The sequence below is a fragment of the Streptomyces sp. NPDC050448 genome, from assembly GCF_040655295.1.
Classification (GTDB): domain Bacteria; phylum Actinomycetota; class Actinomycetes; order Streptomycetales; family Streptomycetaceae; genus Streptomyces.
Genome location: NZ_JBFAJR010000008.1, coordinates 40,527 through 57,092, shown reverse-complemented (window position 1 = coordinate 57,092; position 16,566 = coordinate 40,527). Strand labels below are relative to the sequence as shown.

The following is a 16,566-nucleotide window of genomic DNA, read 5'->3' as shown; positions in this document are numbered from 1 at the left end:
GTGCCCACCGGCCCCGCTTTGTCCAAGAGTTTCCCAAGGGTGGGCCTGCCTCCGGCTCCCGGGCCCGCGGGGCCCTACCTTGGGCCCGCATGAGCGTCCAAGCTGAGCGTCACCGGGCCGACGGGACTCCTGGGCGGCGCGGACTCGTGCGGGGCGCCCTGACCGGTGCCGTGGCCCTGTGCGCCGGGCTGGCGTCCGGGGCCGGCTCCACGGCGGGCGGCGCCCGTACCGGCCTGCACGGCCCGCGGCCCGCCACGCCCGAGGCGGCGCTGCGGGAGCTGTCGGCCGGCAACGTCCGCTGGCGGACCTTCCACGAGCGGCATCCCGACGCCACCCAGCTGGTACGGCAGGCCCTGGTCGGGGGACAGCATCCGTTCGCCGTCATCCTGGGCTGCGTCGACTCCCGCGTCCCGCCGGAGCTGGTCTTCGACCAGGGGCTCGGCGATCTGATGACCGTACGGTCGGCCGGTGAGGTCCTGGACAACGCGGTGCTCGGAAGCATCGCGTTCGGGGTCGTGGAGCTGGCGATTCCGCTGGTCGTGGTGCTGGGGCACCAGTCCTGCGGGGCCGTGACCGCCGCGGTCCGCGCCGCCGAGGGGCTGGAGCAGCTGCCCGGACACCTGCGCTACCTGGCGCAGCAGATCCGTCCGGCCGTCGACCGGTCGCTGCGCAGGGAGGCCCGCGTCGATGCGGCGGTCACCGAGAACGTACGGCTCGTGCGCTCGAGGCTGGCGGCGGAACCCGAACTGGCGGACCGGATCACGGCCGGCAAGCTGGCCGTGATCGGCGCCCGGTACGAACTCACCAGCCAGCGGGTGCGTCGGATCCGCTGAGCGGACCTCCCAGGTCCACAGGTCCGGACGTCTTGTTCGCCCGGACGGCAGCGCCGGGATCCGTCCGGTCAGCGAGGAGCGCGGATCCGGCGGTTTCCACGAGCGGCTCCCGGACCTCGCCCGAGGTCACGTTTCACCGGGTTCCGGCAGGGGCTGTTCGGACCAGATGACCTTGCCCTCCGGGGTGTACCGGGCTCCCCAGCGGCGGCTGAGCTGGGCCACCAGGAAGAGGCCGCGGCCACCCTCGTCCGTGGTGGTGGCGTAGTGCAGCCGCGGCGAGCTGCTGCTGCCGTCGAAGACCTCGCAGGTCAGCACCCGGTCGTGCAGGAGCCGCACGCGAACCGGTTCGGAGCCGTGCCGGATCGCGTTGGTGATGAGCTCGCTCAGCACCAGCTCCGTGCCGAAGGCGAGCTCCGACAGGCCCCACTCCTCCAGCTTCGCCATGGCGACGGCCCGCATGGCCCCGACCGCGCTCGGTTCGAACGGGACCTCCCATTCGGCGATGCGGTCCGCGGGCAGCGCCGCGGTCCGCGCGACCAGCAGGGCCACGTCGTCGCGCGGGCGCACCGGCAGCAGCTCGGCGAGGACCGCCCGGCAGGTGTCCTCGGGACTGCGGTCCGCGTGGGCCAGGGCCGAGCGGAGCAGCGCGAGCCCCTCGTCGATGTCGCGGGTGCGGTCCTCGATCAGCCCGTCGGTGTACAGCACCAGCTGGGTGCCCTCGCTCAGGTCCAGCTCCGCCGACTCGAAGGGGAACCCGCCGAGGCCCAGCGGGGCCCCTGCGGGCAGCTCCGGGATCTCCACCGTGCCGTCCGGGCGCACCAGCGCCGGCGGCATGTGGCCCGCCCGTGCCACCGTGCAGCGCTGCGTCACCGCGTCGTACACGGCGTACAGGCAGGTGGCCCCGATCAGGCCGCCTTCACCGCCGCCCTCCACGCTCTGGTCGATGTACTGGACGAGGTCGTCGAGGCGGGCGAGGAGCTCGTCGGGGGGCAGGTCCAGGGACGAGAAGTTCAGTACGGCCGTGCGCAGCCGGCCCATGGCCGCGGCGGCGTGCAGACCGTGCCCGACGACGTCGCCGACGACGAGGGCGACGCGGCTGCCCGGGAGCGGGATCACGTCGAACCAGTCGCCGCCCACCCCGGACTGCGCGGGCAGGTAGTAGTGCGCGACCTCCACGGCGGTCTGCTCGGGCAGATCGCGCGGCAGGAGGCTGCGCTGGAGGGTCACGGCCAGGGCGTGCTCACGGGTGTAGCGGCGCGCGTTGTCGATGCTGACCCCGGCCCGGGCGACGAGCTCCTCCGCCAGCGACAGGTCCTCCTCGTCGAAGGGATCCCGCTCCCCGGCGCGCCAGAAGTTGACCACGCCGAGTACGACGCCGCGGGCCTTGACGGGCGCCGTGATCAGGGAGTGGACCCCGTATTCCACGATGGCCTGTGTCCGGGGCGGGTCCTGGGCGTGCCAGCCCGGCGCGTTGGCCAGATCGGTCACCAGCTCGGCCCGGCCGCTGTTGAGCCCGCGCGCCTGCGGCGTGGAGGGCAGGAAGTCGATCAGCCTGCCCCTCGGGTAGAGCGGGACGTCGTCCCGGATGCCGCTGACCCCGGTGCGGCGCAGGTCGGCCGCGACGGCGGTGGGCTCGTCGCCGAGGAGTACGGGCTCCGCCAGGTCGACGGTCACGAAGTCCGCGAACCGGGGTACGGCCACGTCCGCGAGCTCCTGGGCCGTCTGCTCCACGTCCAGGGTGGTGCCGACCCCGACGCCCGCGTCGTACAGCAGCCTGAGCCGCCTGCGGGCCGCCTCGGCCCGGGTGCTGAGCACCTGCATCTCGGTGGAGTCCCGGATGGTGACCGCCGTGCCCTCGGGCCTGCCGCGGGGCCGGGTCGGGCGCTGGTTGATGACCAGCAGCCGGTCCCCGGCCTCGTGCACCTCGTCGGTGGCCACCCGTCCGGACAGCAGGAGGTCGGCCATCTGCCGGTCGAGCCCCGACAGCTCCCGGATGTGCTGCCCCTCGGCGTCGGGCGGGAGCCGCAGCAGCCGTTTCGCCTCGTCGTTGGCGAGGAGGAGGCGGCCCCCGCCGTCGGTGATCAGCACGCCCTCGCGTACGGAGTGCAGCACCGCGTCGTGGTGCTCGTACATGCGGGTCATCTCGAGGGGTCCGAGCCCGCGGGTCTGACGGCGCAGGCGCCGGCTGATCAGCGCGGCGCCGGCGGTGGCCAGGGCGAGGGCCGCCGCGCTGGTGCCGAGGATGACGGGCAGTTGCCGTTCGAACGCACCGGTGACGTTCTTCACCGTGAGGCCGGCCGACACGAGTGCCACGACCGGGCCGCCGTCCTTGTAGGGGTCGGCGAAGACGGGTACTACGGCCTGGATCTCCTGGCCCAGGGGTCCATGCACGCTCTCGGTGTACACATGGCCGGCGAGTGAGGGCGCGATGGTGCCCACGAACCGCTTGCCGATGCGGTCGGGGAGCGGATGGGTGTAGCGGATCCCCTGGTCGTTCATCACGACGATGAAGTCCACTCCGGCATCCTTGCGCGTCACCTCGGTGAGCGGCTGGAGGATCTTGGAGGGGTCGGGGGCGAGGAGCGCCTGGCGCAGTCCGAGCGAATGGGCGAAGGTCTGGGCGACCGCCACCGAGCGGCTGCGGGCCGCCCGGTCGATGTCGTGCCGCGACTGGAGTACGAGTGCCAGGACCGCACCGGCGGCGAGCAGCACCACGATCGCCACCTGGAGGACGAATACCTGTCGGGCGACGCTGCGTGGGCGCTTTTTGCTCAGTGACCGCACCGACGTCCCCGGCACGGGTTGCAAGGATGGGCCACGAACCATTTGTAGCACTGTCGGTCGTCCGCGGCCGGGAGAGCCGCGACCGCCGTCCGGGTGCGCCGTCAGTCGGTCCGGCTCTCCCGCCAGGTCCTGAGCACCTCGGCCACGTCGAATTCGGTGAGGTGGAGGGGCGGTCCCGGCGGCGGCATGCGCAGCGCCGCGCGGATCTTCTCGTTGATCTCGGTGAGGACGGCCCGTGCCTGGCGCTCCGTGCGGGCCGTACGGACCGCCTCCAGGGCGTCCTCGGCCTCTTTGCGCAGGGCGAGCGCCGGCGGCAGCGCGGCGAATTCCTCGCGGTGCATCTTGTCCTTGATCCACCACAGCTCGTCGTACGGGGCGTCGATCGAGGCCAGCGGCTTGCCGTAGCCCGGCAACCGCTCGAATTCGCCGCGCTCGGCGGCCTCCCTGATCTGCCGGTCCACCCAGGACTCGAAGCTGACGCCCGGTGGCTTGCGCTCGGTCACGGTTCCTCCTCGGCGGCCCCTGCGGGTCAGCGTATCGCCGGGGCGGTGGGAGACGGCAGAAATTATCTTGACGTCAAGATTAATCTCGGGCAGGCTGCCGCGAAGTATCTCGATATCGAGATACTTCGGCGGGGGATGCGGAGGCCCGGGATGATCTGGCGGCGCGGTGCGGGGAACAGGAAGGGCCGGCGGGACGGAGCCGGCCTGCTGGCGCAGTTGCGCCGGCCGCCAGGCGGCCGGGACGCCCGCATCATGCTGTTCGCCCAGCTGCTGGACCGCACCGGTACGGGGGTCTGGGCCGCCTCCTCCGTCCTGTTCTTCACCTTCGTGGTCGGCCTGGACGCCCGGCGGCTGGGCCTGCTCCTGGGCGCGGCGGGAGTGGCGGGCATCGCCGGCTCGCCGCTGGCCGGCCACTTGGCCGACCGCTTCCCGGCGCGCACCCTGCTGATCGGCTGTCACCTGCTGCGCCTCGGGACGATCTGCGCGCTGCTCGTGTTCACCCGCTTCGAGGTGCTGCTGGCCGTGGTCGCCGTCACCTCCCTCGGCGAGCGGGCGGCCAAGATGCTGGAGATGCTCTTCGCCACGCGGGCGGCGGGCGAACAGCGCGCCACGTACCAGGCGCTGTCGCGCAGCGCGGCGAACGCGGGCTACGCGCTCGGCGCCGGCCTCGCCGCCATCGGTCTCGCCGTGGGCACCCGCGAGGCCTACCAGGTCATGATCCTGGGCAACGCGCTGTCGTTCCTCGCGGCCGCGGCGCTGGTGTGGCGCACGCGCGAGCAGCACGGCCAGGGGGACGGCCACGACCGCTCGAGCGCGCAGGCGGCCGCGGAGGCCGGCGACACGGCCCCGGCGGGCCGGACGGCCGCCGCGAACCCGTGGCGCGACCGCGGCTACCTCCGGTTCGTCCTCCTGGACATCCCGATGTGCCTGGACGACTCGATCCTGGGGGTCGGGCTGCCCCTGTGGCTGGTCGACCGCACCGACGCGCCGCACGCCCTGGTGCCCGCCTTCCTCTTCGTCAACACCGTGCTCGTCGTGGCCTTGCAGCTGACCGTGTCCGCGAGGGTCCGGCTGCCGCGCCAGGCCGCCGGAGCGGTCGGGCTGTACGGGCTCACGACGCTCGCGTGCTGCACGCTCCTGGCCCTCACCCCGGAACACGGGGTCTGGACCGCATCGGTCGCCCTGCTGGCCGCTGCCGTGCTGGTCACCGCGGCGGAGCTGATCCGCTCGGTGAGCTCCTGGGAGCTGGCCGTCTCCCTCGCGCCCCGGGAGGCGAGGGCGTCGTACCTGGGGGTGGCGGGCATGTCCCAGTCCGTGCAGAAGTCCGCCGGGCCGCTGCTGCTGACCGGCGCGGTGATGGCGGCCGGGCCGGCGGGCTGGCTGGCGCTCGGAGCGGCGGTCGCAGGGCTGTCCGTCGTCCAGCGGCGGGCCGCCCTGCGGCGGCTGGACGCCCTGCAGGCCGCCCCGGCCGGCTCCCGCACGACGGCAGGGAGCGGCTCCGCGCCGGTGACCTGACCAGGGTTGGGGCAGGGCATCGGCTCGTGACGGGACCGCGCCGTACCACTGGTAGCCGGGCGCATCCCGCGCATCTTCTGCACCGGCCTGGGTAGGCGGCTTGCATGAGCGAGGAGACCCGCACGCTGCTTCTCGGTGGCGGGACGCAGGGAGCTGTCACCCGGTGCCGGGACTTCACCCGGCGCGCGCTCACCGACTGGGGCTGGATCACCGACGCGGCCACCGGCGGGGCCGCGGGCGAGGCCACCGGCCAGGACGACGCGGGTCACCCGTACGACCCGGACCGGCAGGAGGCAGCCGAAGACGTCCTCCTGCTGGTCTCCGAACTGGTGAGCAACGCCTGCATCCACGCCGCCGGCCCCCGCGGACTGGTTCTGCGGCGCAGCGCCCGGCAGCTCCGGATGGAGGTCGGCGACGGGAGCCCCGAGCACCCCCGTCGCCTGCGGACCGCCGATGCCGCCCGTCCGGGCGGCCACGGCCTGCTCGTCCTGGAGCGGCTCGCCCGGAGCTGGGGCTGCGAACCCTACGCCGACGGGCGGGTCGGCAAGACGGTGTGGGCGGAAGTCCCCGCGCCGCTCACGGCCCCGGTCGCGCGTCCAGCGGTCGCGGGTCCTCGAGAAGGCTCGCCCGCAGGGCGCTCAGCGTCCGGTTGAGCAGCCGCGAGACGTGCATCTGCGACAGCCCCAGCCGCTCGCCGATCTCCGACTGCGTCAGCCCGTGGCCGAAGCGCAGCGTGAGCAGGGTGCGCTCCCGCGCGGGCAGTTCGGCCATCATCGGCTTGAGTGACTCGAGACACTCGATCGTGTTGTACGCCGCCTCCTCTTCGCCGAGCGAGGGCCGGTCGGCATACGCGTCCCCGTCGCCGTCCTCGTGCGCCGGTGCGTCCAGGGAGCGCGCGGAGTAGGCGTGCGCTGCCTTCTGCCCCTCCACCAGCTCTTCGGGCGTGACGTGCAGACGCCCCGCCAGCTCGGCGTCCGTGGGCTCACGGCCGAGGTCCTGCTCCAGCGCGTCGTGCGCCTTGGCCGCGTCGATCCGCAGCTCCTGGAGCCGCCGGGGCACCTTGACGGCCCAGCTGGTATCGCGGAAGAACCGTTTGATCTCACCAGTGATGGTCGGCATCGCGAAGGTGGTGAACTCCACCCCGCGCTCCGGGTCGAACCGGTTGATGGCCTTGATCAGGCCGATCGTGCCGACCTGGACGATGTCCTCCATCGGCTCGCTGCGGCCGCGGAACCGGCGGGCGGCGTATTTGACCAGGCTGAGGTTGAGCTCGACGAGGGTGTTGCGCACGTAGGAATACCCGGCGCTGCCCTCGTCGAGGGTACGCAGCCGGTGGAAAAGTGCCCCTGACAGCGTCCGGGCCTCACCGGTGCTCACACTCAGCGTGTCCTGCGGAATGCCCTCGGTGACGTCTGCGTACGGCATGCTCGGCTCCTCCGACGGGTGGTCGCGCCGCACACCGGTGCGGCACGGCCGTCTCGTGAGCTGTCCTCGGAGATATACCCCCGTCCGGATGACATGAAGCCGCGCACTGGGGGAGCCGCCGGTCAGAGGCCTGCCTGCGGGGAGCGCAGGGACTGGCGTACCGCCCAGGCGACCGAGACCAGCGGTACCGCGACCACCGCGCCCAGCACGCCCGCGGCGATGGCCCCCGCGACCACCGACAGGGCCACGACCAACGGGTGCAGCTGCACCGCCCAGCTCATCAGAATCGGGTGCAGCACGTGCCCCTCGATCTGGCCGATGACCACGATCAGGGCCACCACCAGCGCCGCGACGAGCGGCCCCTTGGCGGCCAGCGCGACGACCACGGCCACCGCGAGCGCGACCGGAGAGCCGATCAGCGGGACGAACGCGGCGAAGAACTCCAGCAGGGCCAGCGGCACCGCCAGCGGGACGCCCAGCGCGTACAGCGCGACCCCCACCAGGACGGCGTTGGTCGCGGCGACGAGCACGATGCCGCGGGTGTACCCGGTGAACGTCCGCCACGCGGCACGGCCGGCGACCGCGATGCGCTGCTGCGCGCCCTCCGGGAACTGGGAGCACAGCCAGCGCCACTGCCTGTCACCCGAGTAGATGAAGAAGACCGAGCAGAAAAGCGACAGCACCACCACGGTCAGGGCCTGCACCAGCCGTCCGGCGCCGCTCACGGCCGTGCTGAGCAGGGTCGCGCGATGGCTGGAGAGGTACGAGCCGATCCGGTCCCGCAGGTCGCCCAGCGCATGCGGGCTCAGCCGCAGGGGCGGCCGCTCCAGCACGGGCTCGAGCCGGTCCAGCCCCGCCCGGAACTCCGCAACCAGCGAGTTCCACTCCGCCGCCACCGTCTCGCCGACGAACGCGAGCGCGCCCAGCGCGAACACGATGGAGCCGAGGAGCGCGCAGGCCACGGCGAGGGAACGGGGAAGCCACCGGGCCAGCAGATCGGCCACCGGGCGCAGCAGCGCGGACACGACCAAGCCGAGGAACACGGCCACACCGACCTCGTGGAAGCGCCCCAGCACGATGAACACCGTGTACACGACCGCGCCCACCACCAGCAGCCGCCAGGAGTGGTCCGCGGCCGACCGCAGCACCGGCGACACGGAGGACGTGTACGGCCTGACGGCGGGCCTCCCGCCCGGGCGGCGGCCGCGGGCCCGGGCCCGGCGGGCGGCCACCCGGGAGCGCGGGCCCTCCGTACGCGCCCCGGCCGGGCGGGACTGCGGCCGCCCTGCGGATCGCCTGGTCATGTACCGCCTCTGCCGATGGCCCGATGGGTGCATTTCCCTACGAACTGCCACGCTGGATCCGGTACCCCACGCACGCGGAGCCAGATTCGCCCGAAGGAACCGCCGAATGCCCGCGCCTCCAGGCGGGGTGCGCCTCCCTTGCCCGAGGCGCACGCCGCCGGGCAGGCACCGGGTCCGCGGGACCATGGACGGACAGGCACCCGCCGTGCCGGGGCCCAGACGACCCGAGGAGGTGAACCTGGTGCGCATCGCCCTTCCGACGGCGCCCGTAGGCACCGAGGAGACCGAAGAGACCGAGCAGGAGTCCGGCGCGACATGATCACGGTCGGGGTTGAGGAAGAGTACGTCCTGCTGGATCCCGTCACCCATCTGCCCGTGGCCCGGGCAGAGGAAGTGCGGGCCGCGGCGGGCCTCGTGTCGTGGGTGGGCGAGGGCGAGGTGCAGAACGAACTGCTCCAGGCCCAGGTGGAGGTCGCCACCCCCATCTGCACGGACCTGGACGAGGTCGCGGGCCACCTGCTGCGGCTGCGGCACGCGGTCGGCTCCGCCGCCGAGGAGTACGGCTGCCGCATCGCCAGCTCCGCGGCGGCGCCCCTGCGCGACGCGGTGCCCGTCCCGGTCACACAGAAGCCGCGGTACATCAAGATGCGGGAGGAAGCCCGCCGGCTGGTCGACGAGCAGCTGATCAACGGCATGCACGTGCACGTCGCCGTGCCCGACCGGGAGACGGGCGTGGCGGTCCTGAACCGGCTGCGCGTCTGGCTCCCGACCCTGCTGGCCATGTCGGCGAACTCGCCGCTGTGGGACGGGCGCGACACCGGATTCGCGAGCTGGCGCACCATCGTCTTCAGCCGCTGGCCGGTCAGCGGCCCGCCGCCGTACTTCCGTACGCTCGCCGACTACGAGGAGCGCATCGAGGCACTGCTGGACGCGGGAGTGATCGCCGACCGGGGCCAGCTCTACTGGCAGGCACGGCTGTCCGAGCGCTACCCCACGCTCGAGGTGCGATGCCTGGACGTGCAGCTGGAGGCCACCGACGCGGTGCTGCTCACCGGGATCGTCCGGGCGCTGGTCAGCACCGCGATCGCCGAGGAGAAGGCGGGAGCCGAGCCCGCCGAGTGCTCCCACGAGCTGCTGCAGGGCTCGATCTGGCATGCGGCCCGGCACGGCCTGGGCAGCACCCTCATGGACCCGCAGGGCCACCGGCGCAGCGCCGGCGACGTGCTGTGGCTGCTGATGCGGTACATCACGCCCGCCCTGGAGGAGGCCGGGGACCTGCGCGAGGTGGGCGCCCTGCTGCACCGGCTCCTCCAGCAGGGCACGCCCTCGGACCGGCAGCGCCGGGCCCTCGCGGACGGAGGCATGGCCGCCCTGGCCGACCTGATCACGGGACAGGGCGCAGTGACCGGGCGCTGACCCGCCGAGGCGGCCTGCGCCGACGTGCGGGGGAGCCGCCCCGACGCGAGGATGGGCGGGACGAAGGACGGAGCGTGAGTGGTGGAGATTTCTACGAGGGAGGTCTTCGGCGCCCCGTGCTGGGTGAGCCTGATGGCCCGCGATCTCCAGGGAACCCAGCAGTTCTACGGTGCGGTCCTCGGCTGGAAATTCCGGCCCGCCCGGCTCGGCGAGGGGTGGACGGTCGCCGAGCTGGACGGGCTGCCGGTCGCCGGCATCGGGACGCTGACCACGGATCTGGCGGCTGCCGTGGCGTGGACCCCGTACTTCGCCGTCGACGACGCCGATGTGGCGGCGAGCCGGATCCGCGAGCGCAGCGGCACCATCGCCGTCGGTCCGGTCTCCTTCCCCTCCGGCGGCCGTGGCGCGCTGGTCGCCGACCGGGACGGTGCGGTCTTCGGGATCTGGGCGGGCGGGGTGTCCGCCGACTGGCGGGTGGGCCGCGGCCCGGCGCCGGCCTGGCTGGAACTGCGGACGAGGGACGCCTTCGAGTCGGCGATATTTTACGGCGAGGTGCTGGAGTGGGCCACCGGCCGTCCAGGGTGCTGCGAGGTCTCCTACGAGGACGACCAGGTCGTCCTGCGGCAGGCGGGCGAGCCCGTCGCCCGCCTGAACGGCGGGATCACCGAGGCCGCGGCGCACGCACCGGAGACCAGACCCCGCTGGCACGTCTACTTCCGCGTCCACGACCTCGACGAGGCCATCGAGGCGGCCACCGCCGCCGGCGGGACCACGCTGTCCACCATCGTCTCGAGCGCCACCGACCGCTGGGTCACCCTGCGCGACCCCGAGGGGGCGATGTTCACCCTCACGGCCGCCCGCCCGGAGTCCGGCACGGCCTGACCACGTCCCGGTGAGCCGTAACGCCTCCGCGGGCTCACCGGATCCCCCACCCCAGCCCGGGCAGCCCGCCCGCCGGGCGGGCGCCGGGTCAGACCTGGGCGGCTCCGCCGTCCACGAACAGTTCGACGCCGGTGATGTAGCTGCTCTCCTCCGAGGCGAGGAACAGCGCCGCTGCGGCCACTTCCTCCGGTCGGCCGGTCCGCCCCAGCGGTACCCCCGAGGTGACCTCCGCGAGGAGCGCGGCGGGCGCCCGCGCCAGAGCGGGGGTGTCGATCGGGCCGGGGCTGAGCGCGTTCACCCGGATCCCGCGCCCCGCGAGCTCCAGCGCGAGGCTGCGCGCCATCGACCGTACGGCCGCCTTCGCGGCGCCGTAGACGCCGAACCGGGTCGAGCCGGCCGAGCCTGCGGTCGAGCCGAGCAGGATGACCGAACCGCCGTCCCCGAACAGCGGCAGCGCCCGCTGCACGGTGAAGAACGTCCCGCGGAAGTTCAGGTCCGCGACGGTGTCGAACTGCTCCTCCGTGAACGCGGCGAAGGTGCCGGCCTTTCCGCCGCCCGCGTTGGCCACCAGGACGTCGATCGCCCTGCCTTCGGCCGCGACCGCCGCGAACAGCCGGTCGAGGTCCGCCGCCTTGGTGACGTCGCCCGGCACCCCGACGGCACTTCCCCCCAACTCTTGCACCGCCGAAGCGAGTTCTGCCTCGCGGCGTCCGGTCACGAAGACCCGGGCGCCCTCCCGTACGAACCGGTGAGCCGTCGCCAGTCCGATGCCGGACGACCCGCCCGTGATCACCGCGACCTTGCCCTCGAGCTGTCCCATGAGCGCCGAGAGTCCGCCGGCCGCCCGGGGAAGTCAAGGGCCGCGCGGCCGCGCCCGGGGCCGGATGCCGTCCGGCCCTGCGCGGCGGTGTGGCCCCAATGGCCCACCGCGCTCGCGGGCCGCGGGCGGGCGGTGTCCGCTGGCGGGGTGAAGCAGGTGTTCTCCCTGACCGGCCGCCGATGGTGGGCGGGGTCCTCCCCGGCCGCGGGCGCCGCCGTCATGGCCGCCGGCATCCTCTCCGTCGGCCTGTACCTGGTCGGGTCCGACGGGCTGTCCCTGGCCGCGCTGGTCGTCGCCGCGGCGCTGTGGCTCGTACTCGCCGCCGCTTTCACCGCCCGGCTCGTGGCCGACCGGGGGCGTTTGGCGGCCGAGGCGTACACCCCGGCCGCCCTGACCGGCGTGGCCGCCACGACGGTGCTCGGCACCCGGCTCTCCCTGCTGGGCCGGCAGACCGTGGCCACCGCCCTCCTGGTGCTCGCGGCCGCGCTCTGGCCCTGGCTGCTGTACGGCGTCGGCCGGCACTGGAAGCGGCGGATGCCCGGGGCCGCCTTCCTCGTCTGCGTGGCCACCCAGGGGCTCGCCGTCCTGGCGGCCGTCCTGGCCGCCGCCGGGCACCGCGACTGGCTCGCCCGGGCGGCACTGGCCGCCTTCTGCCTCGGCCTGCTGCTGTACGCGGTGGCCCTCGTCCACTTCGACCTCCGCGAGGTGCTGCGGGGCGCGGGCGACCACTGGGTGGCCGGCGGCGCACTGGCCATCTCCGCACTGGCGGGATCGAAGCTCACGGCCTCACCCGTGTGGACCGGTTCGGCGCACACGGCGCTGAGTACCCGCCACGCTGGTGACGCTCGTCCTGTCCCTCGGCTGGTACGCGCTCCTGCTCGCCGCCGAGCTGCGCTCGTGGCGGCCGCACTACGACATCCGGCGCTGGGCGACCGTCTTCCCCCTCGGCATGACGGCCACCGCCTGCCTGTCGGCGGCCGGCCCCACCGGCGTGGGATGGCTGCGCCCGCTGGGCGAGGTCCTGCTCTGGATCGCCGTGGGCGCATGGCTCTTGACCTTCGCCGCGCTCGTCGCCACCCACCCGGGCACCCGGCAGCCCTAAGGAGCCTCGGGGCTGCCCCGTTCGGCGGCCGTCAGGGCGCCCGCCCCCGCGATCCCGAGGAGGAGGGCCACGGCCAGCGCCAGCGCCCAGCGGGATCCGTGGTGCAGCGTCAGCAGCCCGCCCGCCAGGGCCCCGCAGAACAGCACCGCCACCGACACGAGCCGTCGTACGGCGGCCGGATCCCACGGGCCGGCGGCCAGACCCGTCAGTGTCCGGGTGACGACGGTGGTGGTCAGATCGGGGACGGCCAGCCGGAACACGACGGCGTTCTGCAGGCCCATGCCGAGCGCGAGCAGCCCCACGACCGGCAGCGGTCCGGTCCCGCCCGCCGTCAGCGCGAGCGCCCCGGCCATCAGTACGGCCTGCACCGCCACCAGCGGCGCGAACATCCGCGCCGGCTCCCGGCCGCGGCGCAGCCGCCCGGCGGCCGTGGCGCCGGCCAGGAAGGCGGCGAGCGCCAGTACGGAGGCCGCTGCCGACAGTTCGCGGTCCCCGGCGAGCGCGAAGCCGAGGAAGACCACGTTGCCGGTCATATTGGCGACGAAGACGTGGTCGAGCCCGAGGAAGCTCACGGCGTCGACCACCCCGCTCACGAAGGTCAGCGCGACCAGCAGCACCGGCAGCACCCCGTGCGGTCCGCTCCCGCCCTGCGGCCCCGGCGGGAAGAGCAGCGCGGCCAGCGGCCGCAGGATCCCGCGCCGGACGGAGGCCGTCACCGCGGCGGACCCTCCGCCTCCGGGCCGGCGACACGGGCCAGGAGGGCGAGCTGCACCCGGTTCGCGGCGCCCAGCTCGGCCAGCATCCGGCCGACGCGGTCCTTCACCGCGCTCTCCGCCAGCCGCATCCGCTCGCCGATCTCCCGGTTCGAGAGCCCCTCGGCGACCAGGCCCAGCACTTCCGCCTCCCGCGGCGACAGGACGCCCACCCGCTCCCGCGCCTGCCGGCGCTGCGCCGGGGCCGGGGTGCGGAGGGCGTCCAGGAGGGTGCGCAGCGCCTGCGGGGGCATCACGGCATCGCCCTCCTGCACCGCGCGCAGGGCGTCGAGCAGCTCCTCGCGCGGGGTGTCCTTGGGGAGGAAGGCGTCCGCGCCGAGGGCCAGGGCCTGCTCCACGTCCGCGTCGAGCCCGAAGCTCGTCGTGACGACGATGTGCGCGGCTGCACCGGCACCGGCACCGTCATCGGCACCGGCTTCCGCTTCGGATGCCGGTGCGCGCAGCGCCGCTGTCGTCTCCAGCCCGTTCATCCGCGGCATGCGGATGTCCAGCAGCAGGATGTCCGGCAAGTGGGTTCGTACGGCCTCGACGGCTTCCTGCCCGTCGGCAGCCTCGGCCACCACGTGGAACTCACCGGTCGACTCGACGGACATCCGCAGCCCCCTGCGGACCATGGGCTCGTCGTCGGCGATGACCACCCGCCCCACGTGGCCGAATTCCATGCGCGAACCCCGTTCGGAAAGGGACTTCCGGCAGAAACCGTACCCGCCGGAGGAGCGGCATCGATTGAACGACCCGGAGTCGAGGGCGCTTCCCGCGTGGCAATGTCAGTGGCCGTCAGTAGGGTCCCCTCATGGCATACACGTTCCAGGTGACCATCGACTCCGCCGACCCGCATTCCCTCGCCGGCTGGTGGGCCGACGCCCTCGGCTGGGAAGTGGAGCCGACCGATGAAGAGTTCATCCGCAAGATGGTCGCCGCAGGCCAAGCCGGCGAGGACGACACCACCACCCACCGCGGAGCCCTCGTCTGGAAGGCCGGCGCCGCCATCCGCCATCCCGAAGGGACCGAGCGCGCGCCCCGCGTCCTCTTCCAGCTCGTCCCCGAGCCGAAGACGGTCAAGAACCGGGTCCACCTGGACGTCCGCACCGGCTCCGACAACCCGCAGGAAGTCGTCGAGCGCCTGATCGCCAAGGGCGCCCGGCACCTGCACGAGGGCCGCCAGGGCCCCTACACCTGGACCACACTCGCCGATCCGGAGGGCAATGAGCTCTGCGTCTCGCACTGAGCGCTCTAGGCTGCGCCCGTGAACGTCATCCTCTTCGGCGGAACCGGAATGCTCGGCCGGGGTGTTCTGCGTGAGTGCCTGCGCGACGACTCCGTCACAGCCGTCCTGTCCGTCGGCCGTACTCCGCTCGGCGTCTCCCACCCCAAGCTGCGCGAGCGCATCCAGGATGACCCGTCCGACCTCCGCGCACCCGACCTCGACCTGGCCTCCTACGACGCCTGCTTCTTCTGCCTCGGCGTCTCCGCCGTCGGAATGAAGGAGCCGGAGTACCGCCGCATCACCCACGGCCTCACCCTCGCCGCGGCCCGTCCGCTCGCCGCCGCAAACCCCCGGCTGACCTTCGCCTACGTCTCCGGGGAGGGCACGGACAGCTCCGGGCAGAGCCGTTCCATGTGGGCCCGCGTCAAGGGGGAGACGGAGAACGACCTGCTCCAGCTGCCGTTCCAGGCCTACATGTTCCGCCCCGGCATCGTGCAGCCCGTACGCGGCATGCCCTCCAAGACCCTCCTCTACCGCGTCGCCTACCTGGTCACGGCGCCGCTCTTCCCGCTGCTCCGCCGCTTCGCGCCGAACCTCGTCACCACCACCGAGGCCCTGGGCCGTGCGATGATCGCCGTCGCGACGCCCGGCGCCGACGTCCGCGCCCGGATCCTGCGGCCCCAGGACATCAACCGGCTGGCCCAGTACCCTTCGGACCAGCGATAATTCGGTACCGGGCAACTCCTCCCGCACGTGAGAATGAACCATCTCAAACGGGGAGGAACCCATGGGCCAGAGCCACGCGTATCCGACGCTGCACGACCTGCTGCCTGCGCAGGAGCTGGCGGCAGCCATCGACGCCGGGCACGTGAGCCGCAAGTCGCACCCCGAACTGCCGCTGTCCATCTACACGTACACGCGGACGGCACAGTACGAGCGCGTCTGGAACCAGGTGACCACGCGCTGCCGCGGACTCGTCGCCGACGACTCCACCGGCGCGATCGTCGCGCTGCCGCTGCCGAAGTTCTTCAACGTCGGCGAGCACGAGTCCGGCCAGCCGTACGCACCGGCCCTGCCCGACGAGCCGTTCGAGGTGTACGACAAGGTCGACGGCAGCCTCGCGGTGGTCTTCCACTACGCGGGCAGCTGGCGCGTCGCGTCCAAGGGATCCTTCATCAGCACCCAGGCCACCTGGGGCCAGCGCCGGCTCGACGGCCGGGACACCTGCGCCCTCGTCCCCGGCGTGACCTACCTCGCGGAGATCCTGTACCCGCAGAATCGTATCGTCGTCGACTACGGCGACCGCCGGGACCTGGTGCTCCTCGCCGCGTTCGGCCTGGACGGCACCGAAGTCCCGCTCGCCGAGGCCGCGGTCCACTGGCAGGGGATCGGGTCCGTCGTCACGGTGTGGCCCGCCATGCCGCTCGCCGAACTGATGGCACTGGCCGAGTCGAACACGATGCCCGGCGGCGAGAGCGCCGCCGGTACCGACGCCGAGGGCTTCGTGCTGCGGTTCGCCTCCGGCGTGCGCGCCAAGGCCAAGCTGTCCGAGTACGTACGCCTCCACAAGCTGGTCACCGGTGTCACCGAGCGGGACATCTGGCGCAGCCACGGCATCCAGCGGTTCGCCGGCCGGCCCGCCAAGGAGCTGGCGCAGGGCCTGAACTGCACCGTCGCCGACATCGAGGCCTCGGCCGGCAAGCCGCTCGACGCACTGCTGGAGCAGGTGCCGGACGAGTTCGACACCTGGGTGCGCGAGGTGGTCGCCAGCCTCGAGGACGCGGCGGCGCAGCGCGAGGGCGCCATCGACGAGGCGTTCGCGCAGCTCGCCCATCTGGCGGGTGACCGGGGCGGGTTCGCGCGTGCCGTGAAGGCGCTGCCCGACCGCTGGATCCGTGCCGCGATGTTCCTGCGCCTGGACAACCGGTCCACCGAGCTCGTCGTCTGGCGGGACGTGCGGCCGGAAGCGTCCGACCCTTTCACCACCGATGAGGAGAACTGA

General features: G+C 73.4%; 16 protein-coding genes and 1 pseudogene. 10 read left to right on the top strand and 7 right to left on the bottom strand.

All coding sequences use genetic code 11. From position 1 onward, the window contains the following. Positions 1 to 89 precede the first annotated feature (89 nt). Positions 90 to 833 (top strand): carbonic anhydrase, encoded by a 744-nt coding sequence (locus AB0I68_RS12635; RefSeq protein ID WP_363177236.1) that lies wholly within the window; start codon positions 90 to 92, stop codon positions 831 to 833. 126 nt (positions 834 to 959) lie between these two features. On the opposite strand, the gene AB0I68_RS12630 is transcribed toward AB0I68_RS12635, so the two are convergent. Together AB0I68_RS12630 and AB0I68_RS12625 are read right to left on the bottom strand one after the other, a co-directional pair. Beyond that, positions 960 to 3,659 carry a SpoIIE family protein phosphatase gene (locus AB0I68_RS12630; RefSeq protein ID WP_363177235.1) on the bottom strand — a complete coding sequence of 900 codons (2,700 nt, stop codon included), beginning with the start codon at positions 3,657 to 3,659 and terminating at the stop codon, positions 960 to 962. A 59-nt stretch (positions 3,660 to 3,718) separates the two neighbouring features. After that, positions 3,719 to 4,120, bottom strand: coding sequence for a DUF1992 domain-containing protein (locus tag AB0I68_RS12625; RefSeq protein WP_363177234.1), 402 nt, complete (start codon positions 4,118 to 4,120; stop codon positions 3,719 to 3,721). A gap of 150 nt (positions 4,121 to 4,270) precedes the next feature. Between AB0I68_RS12625 and AB0I68_RS12620 the strand changes: the two genes are divergently transcribed. Further along, positions 4,271 to 5,635 (top strand): MFS transporter, encoded by a 1,365-nt coding sequence (locus tag AB0I68_RS12620; protein WP_363177233.1) that lies wholly within the window; start codon positions 4,271 to 4,273, stop codon positions 5,633 to 5,635. 104 nt (positions 5,636 to 5,739) lie between these two features. After that, entirely contained in the window at positions 5,740 to 6,288 is a 549-nt protein-coding gene (locus tag AB0I68_RS12615) for an ATP-binding protein (protein WP_363177232.1), read from the top strand. Here the strand turns inward: AB0I68_RS12615 and AB0I68_RS12610 are convergent. Then, positions 6,212 to 7,060, bottom strand: a complete 849-nt coding sequence (locus tag AB0I68_RS12610; RefSeq protein WP_363177231.1) for an RNA polymerase sigma factor SigF — start codon at positions 7,058 to 7,060, stop codon at positions 6,212 to 6,214. The two genes, AB0I68_RS12615 and AB0I68_RS12610, sit on opposite strands and share 77 nt — an antisense overlap. 122 nt (positions 7,061 to 7,182) lie before the next feature. Next, positions 7,183 to 8,217, bottom strand: a complete 1,035-nt coding sequence (locus AB0I68_RS12605; protein ID WP_363177230.1) for an AI-2E family transporter — start codon at positions 8,215 to 8,217, stop codon at positions 7,183 to 7,185. A 462-nt stretch (positions 8,218 to 8,679) separates the two neighbouring features. Between AB0I68_RS12605 and AB0I68_RS12600 the strand changes: the two genes are divergently transcribed. Both AB0I68_RS12600 and AB0I68_RS12595 read left to right on the top strand, forming a co-directional pair. Further along, on the top strand, positions 8,680 to 9,780 hold the full coding sequence (locus tag AB0I68_RS12600; RefSeq protein ID WP_363177229.1) for a glutamate--cysteine ligase: 1,101 nt from the start codon (positions 8,680 to 8,682) through the stop codon (positions 9,778 to 9,780). 132 nt (positions 9,781 to 9,912) lie between these two features. Further along, positions 9,913 to 10,662 (top strand): VOC family protein, encoded by a 750-nt coding sequence (locus tag AB0I68_RS12595; RefSeq protein ID WP_363177399.1) that lies wholly within the window; start codon positions 9,913 to 9,915, stop codon positions 10,660 to 10,662. An 88-nt stretch (positions 10,663 to 10,750) separates the two neighbouring features. On the opposite strand, the gene AB0I68_RS12590 is transcribed toward AB0I68_RS12595, so the two are convergent. After that, positions 10,751 to 11,482, bottom strand: coding sequence for an SDR family oxidoreductase (locus AB0I68_RS12590; protein ID WP_363177228.1), 732 nt, complete (start codon positions 11,480 to 11,482; stop codon positions 10,751 to 10,753). Between the two features lie 219 nt (positions 11,483 to 11,701). On the opposite strand from AB0I68_RS12590, the pseudogene AB0I68_RS12585 reads away from it, so the two are divergent. Then, positions 11,702 to 12,205 (top strand): annotated as a pseudogene (locus tag AB0I68_RS12585) (hypothetical protein); the annotation flags it as partial. A 115-nt stretch (positions 12,206 to 12,320) separates the two neighbouring features. Beyond that, positions 12,321 to 12,584 carry a hypothetical protein gene (locus tag AB0I68_RS12580; RefSeq protein WP_363177227.1) on the top strand — a complete coding sequence of 88 codons (264 nt, stop codon included), beginning with the start codon at positions 12,321 to 12,323 and terminating at the stop codon, positions 12,582 to 12,584. Here AB0I68_RS12580 and AB0I68_RS12575 read toward each other — a convergent pair. Together AB0I68_RS12575 and AB0I68_RS12570 are read right to left on the bottom strand one after the other, a co-directional pair. Beyond that, complete coding sequence (locus AB0I68_RS12575; RefSeq protein WP_363177226.1) at positions 12,581 to 13,300, bottom strand: YoaK family protein; 720 nt, start codon at positions 13,298 to 13,300, stop codon at positions 12,581 to 12,583. The two genes, AB0I68_RS12580 and AB0I68_RS12575, sit on opposite strands and share 4 nt — an antisense overlap. Then, a complete protein-coding gene (locus AB0I68_RS12570) occupies positions 13,297 to 14,019 on the bottom strand; it encodes a response regulator transcription factor (RefSeq protein ID WP_363177225.1) in 723 nt (240 codons plus the stop codon). Before AB0I68_RS12570 ends, AB0I68_RS12575 begins: the two co-directional genes overlap by 4 nt. A 131-nt stretch (positions 14,020 to 14,150) precedes the next feature. Between AB0I68_RS12570 and AB0I68_RS12565 the strand changes: the two genes are divergently transcribed. The 3 genes from AB0I68_RS12565 to AB0I68_RS12555 all read left to right on the top strand — a co-directional run bounded on the left by AB0I68_RS12565 (position 14,151) and on the right by AB0I68_RS12555 (position 16,566). Then, positions 14,151 to 14,585: a VOC family protein gene (locus AB0I68_RS12565; protein WP_363177224.1), complete on the top strand. Its 435-nt coding sequence runs from the start codon at positions 14,151 to 14,153 to the stop codon at positions 14,583 to 14,585. Positions 14,586 to 14,603: 18 nt separating this feature from the next. Beyond that, positions 14,604 to 15,290, top strand: coding sequence for an epimerase (locus AB0I68_RS12560; RefSeq protein WP_363177223.1), 687 nt, complete (start codon positions 14,604 to 14,606; stop codon positions 15,288 to 15,290). 61 nt (positions 15,291 to 15,351) lie between these two features. Further along, positions 15,352 to 16,566, top strand: coding sequence for an RNA ligase (locus AB0I68_RS12555; protein ID WP_363177222.1), 1,215 nt, complete (start codon positions 15,352 to 15,354; stop codon positions 16,564 to 16,566).